The 4148-nt window shown below is 45.0% G+C and carries 3 protein-coding genes; all 3 read left to right on the top strand.

The window, feature by feature from the left end; all coding sequences use genetic code 11:
• Positions 1 to 93: 93 nt before the first annotated feature.
• The 3 genes from QMD03_09895 (at position 94) to QMD03_09885 (ending at position 4024) form a co-directional block, all read left to right on the top strand.
• Positions 94 to 453, top strand: coding sequence for a hypothetical protein (locus tag QMD03_09895; GenBank protein ID MDI6777523.1), 360 nt, complete (start codon positions 94 to 96; stop codon positions 451 to 453).
• A 459-nt stretch (positions 454 to 912) separates the two neighbouring features.
• Complete coding sequence (locus QMD03_09890; GenBank protein ID MDI6777522.1) at positions 913 to 1158, top strand: hypothetical protein; 246 nt, start codon at positions 913 to 915, stop codon at positions 1156 to 1158.
• Between the two features lie 1297 nt (positions 1159 to 2455).
• Positions 2456 to 4024 carry a hypothetical protein gene (locus QMD03_09885; GenBank protein ID MDI6777521.1) on the top strand — a complete coding sequence of 523 codons (1569 nt, stop codon included), beginning with the start codon at positions 2456 to 2458 and terminating at the stop codon, positions 4022 to 4024.
• Positions 4025 to 4148: the final 124 nt, after the last annotated feature.

The raw sequence follows: 4148 nt of genomic DNA, 5'->3' as shown, positions 1-4148 counted from the left end.
CATCAAAATCTTGTCCTCAAATGACGGTTATAGCTCCGCGAAAATCGGTGATTAAGGGAAAGAACGGCTAATGATTTCTTAGATTGGCAGGGCATGGATAGAGCGAACCGATTTCAGAGTATTGTTGATCTCTTTGGTTCCGAGAGCGTTGAGACAGAAGACGATTTAAGAGATTGGCTGATGGATAACAGAAATCTCTTGAAACTCATAATGATACATGGCATTGGCCCGAAGACCATCGATTATTTCAAGATTCTGACCGGCATTCAGACGTGTGCAATAGACCGTCGATTGCTCGATTTCCTGAAACAAGCTGGCATAGAAGTATCAAGTTATGATGAGGCTAAAGGGATTATTAATTTGTCAGCAGACATAATGGGGGTACCCCGTGCTTACCTTGACCAAAGCATATGGGAGTACATCGGTAAAGGAAGGCCACCAGCATGCAAATGAATGAAGAACCTCCGAACAAGGCAATCCAGCCGACCGCTTGCAGCGTCGGCTGATTTTTGGCGTTGTGCTGTTTAACTAATAAAGGAGACAAATAATGCCATCTCCTGATCGCAAAGGTATACTTGGGCAAATACGGAATCCTTTTAGTGTTTTTCGCTCTTGCCCTCTTGATTATTGAAGGCATAATTGGAGTGGTTGCAGCTAAATCACAAATGAACGGTCAATATCAATTTTATACCTTGCTTTTGATGGCATTTCTTTTTTTATGTGTCGTCGCTTCCGTTGTTCTCATCACAATTCGATGGCCTAAACATCTATATGAGCAGATCGCAGACAGTATTGACACAGTTAAAGAGATGCAGAATTTCATAAATAGTAAGGGATTTGCAGACGTTGTCAAAGATCTCACTTGCGGTTCTTGTGACAATTTTACAAATCAAAATAACGAGGAGGTGTAATATGCCATTTGATCCAAAAAATCCTCTGCAACACACAATAGTAAATAGTTTTTCCGGTCCACATAATGATTTTAGAACAATAGGTGGAGTAGTACGCTCTACTGGATTGCCATATGATCAAGTATCGGGATATGTCACCAGCAACCCAGATGTTTTTAGCCCAGCACCATTTCAACCTGGTGGCTGTGATGTATTCAAATTAAATCCAAGTTTCCATAATCCACTAGATCCAATTAAAAAATGGTAAAGCACAACAAATGTTTCAACCTGACGTTTTTCGCCGCTGCGCTCTGAAAAACGCAGGTTAAACAGGCGTTAGGGTGCGACACGATGTCGCATAGTTGAGTGTACTCAGTTAGTTACCTTGAGTACCCGGTATATTCCTACCGGTCCCTACGTGGGCGTGCTGCCGTTGCGCTGATGACGGGGTGCGAAGCCCCACGGACAATGTACCGAAAGGGGTTCAAATGGTGACAGGAGAACCCATCGGGGAATCCTCCCCTGTTAAGGGCTAGGGACGGATGATATGGTGAAGATATCTGAATGTCTGTAAGCGTCGTCAATGAGCACAGACCTACGAGGATTAGAATACGCCATAGGCGTATAAAGGTCGAAGGTCACTCCCCAGTGTGAGCGGCATGTGGTCAGGATGCAGGTCTCCTAACTGCCTGCACGGAACCGTTGAACTACCGGCGTAGAGGGCGCACCTAAGTCATCCATTGGATCAACTGTGTGGAACGTGGAAACCCAGTCCCGTCGCCCTTTGGGCAGACTAACCGCAAGGCATGCTGTTGGCGGGCTGGAACAGGATGCTGAAAGAAGCGAATGCCTGGCTGTAATGGTCAGGATATCCCGCCTTGTGCGGGACTCCGTAAGGAGGCAGACGTTCAGCGGGTCTCCGGTCGCGTGAAACGTGATTGAATCAGATGAAAGCAGCGAAAGCAAATGACGTCCACTGTTTCGGTGAGATGGTGTGCTCTGCATGCCCATGGCTATTCTGACGATCATGTGGTAACGTGAAGTAAATTTCAATTTGCGGGAATCCCCACAAGGGAGACCTTAGCGGAGGCTTGAGCGGTGTGACGGGAAACTGTCACGCACCGTTCTTAGGGGGCTTGGGGATGGCAACATCCCCCGGCTACCCGACCGTTAAACCGTTCCTAATGGGAATTTTACGGTAGTTGTGCAAAGGTCCCGGAGGTGTTGATAAATAATCGGTATTATGTCCCCGGAATAACCCCAATGTCCCCGGAATAACCCCAGTCCAAAGGACTACCGGTGGACCAGTTATGGTAACTATCTTTGCAAACACAAAAAGGGACTTGTAGATACTGAGGATACATGGGGATATTTTTCCAAAGATAGGACCATTGCCATAAAGAAATACCAAGATTTTGTTGAGAACAATGGGTCTGATGATAGATCTTGGTCAGATGAGTTAAAGGCTGGGGTAGTTCTTGGTTGTGAAAGATTCATAGAAAAAAAGAATAAGGTCAAAAGGATTTAGAACGATAATCGACCCTATTGATGAGGAGTGTACTGATATGCCATCATCTCTCATGCATCGTTACACGTATGGTAATTCTGAATGGCCTTCTGTTTTCTCTCCGGAAGGTGAAATAGTTTATAAAGGGCCGCGGAGAGAACGCGAGATGATCCTATTGGCTCAAAAGCAGATCCAAGCCCAGTATGAGACGGGACGTGGGATCGCCTTAAGCCAACTTGCGGGGGCAAAAGTGATCAGTGCAGAGATCATGAAGCAGACCGCAGTCCTGGAAATGGGGTTTACAAGGATGGAGAGCGCCCTAGGAGAATTCGCGGGTGATATCTCCAACAGTATTAATGAACTTGGAGACCGTCTGAGTGCTGATTTATCAGAAATCAAATGGCAACTCGCCCAGCAAGAAGAAAGTCTAAGAGAGATTCTGGCTGTACTAAGAGATAGTCGGAACAACGAAGCCCAGCAGCTGCTTCGCCAGGGATTGCGACACTATACGAAAGGGGAATTTGCAGAGGCAGAAGAGCGCTTTTGCCGGGCGCTCGATTACGACACAACGGATTATCAAGTTTTAATGAACTTGGCCTTCATAGAGATGCATAAGGAAAACGCTGACGATGCTTACCGATTTTTTGACAAGGCACTGAGCCTTCCAGAAACGCTTGATCCTGAATCCCGTTTTCGGACTTTATGGGCCACCGCTAGGCTATACTATGCACAGGGAAATTACGAAATGGCTTATAAGTATGCAATTGAGGCCCTTAAACATGGGAAGAAAAACAGACCCAAGGAACTTTTTATTGCAGGAACATACGCAGCTCTGTCTGGCAAGACCCCTATCGCCCTGAAGGAAATAGAAGAAGCCATAGATCAAGATTGTACATTGTTCACCTTGTCTACTTCATATCCGGATCTTCAGTCTGTACACCAAGAGGTGATAGGTCTGCTATCAAGAAAATCAAAATCTGCTCTTGATAGGGCAACAACCCGGCTGAGAACGCTTGAGGATATCTTTGCAGAAACATCGAAGGGTGGTAAAGTTTCTGAACTGGCCAAGCTGAAACAGGACATAAGCGACTATTTGGATGAAGCAAACTCTGTCATAAAAAATGATCCCGCTTATTCAGATTGCCTAACAGTTTCCGATAATCTAAACATTTTGGCAAAGACTATCGATAATCTGGCAAAGCTCCAAATGCTATATACTGAAAAAAAGAAGCTGAAAACCAAAGAAGAGAAAAAAAAATCAGAAATAGAATATTATAGGGAAACAATCCCACCAACGGCCGATGTCGGTGCATTCGGCTGTTTTTCAACAATAGCCTTTTTCGTTCTCTGGATAGTGATAACATTAATTTCCAATTCAGGCAGTACTGGTTTTACCTTGAGCCTTTTGATTGCGGTCGGATCATATGGTGCTGCGAAATTGTGGGAGATGGATAGAAATGAGACACACAAGAATATGAATAATGTTTTGTCAGATATGCAAAAGGAAGCAAGTGAGTGGTATAATTCTGCGTATGGACTCTCTTTGGAGATCAAAGACCTAATGTCTGCCAGTGATAAGCAGCTTGAATCTTTGTGCAGAAAAGGATTCAGAAAAGGGGCAGATTAATTTTATGAAGATGCCTAACCAGCTAATCCACCGGACGGCTTTCAGCCGCCGGTGATCAGCACGTTGGGTCAAAGCATGACTTGACATAATCTTTCCTGTGGGCTATACTTCGGATAGCCTATAG

Source organism: Syntrophales bacterium (assembly GCA_030018935.1).
Classification (GTDB): Bacteria; Desulfobacterota; Syntrophia; order Syntrophales; family CG2-30-49-12; genus CG2-30-49-12.
Note: the sequence above shows the minus strand (reverse complement) of the source record. Positions and strands in the feature narration are given on the sequence as shown.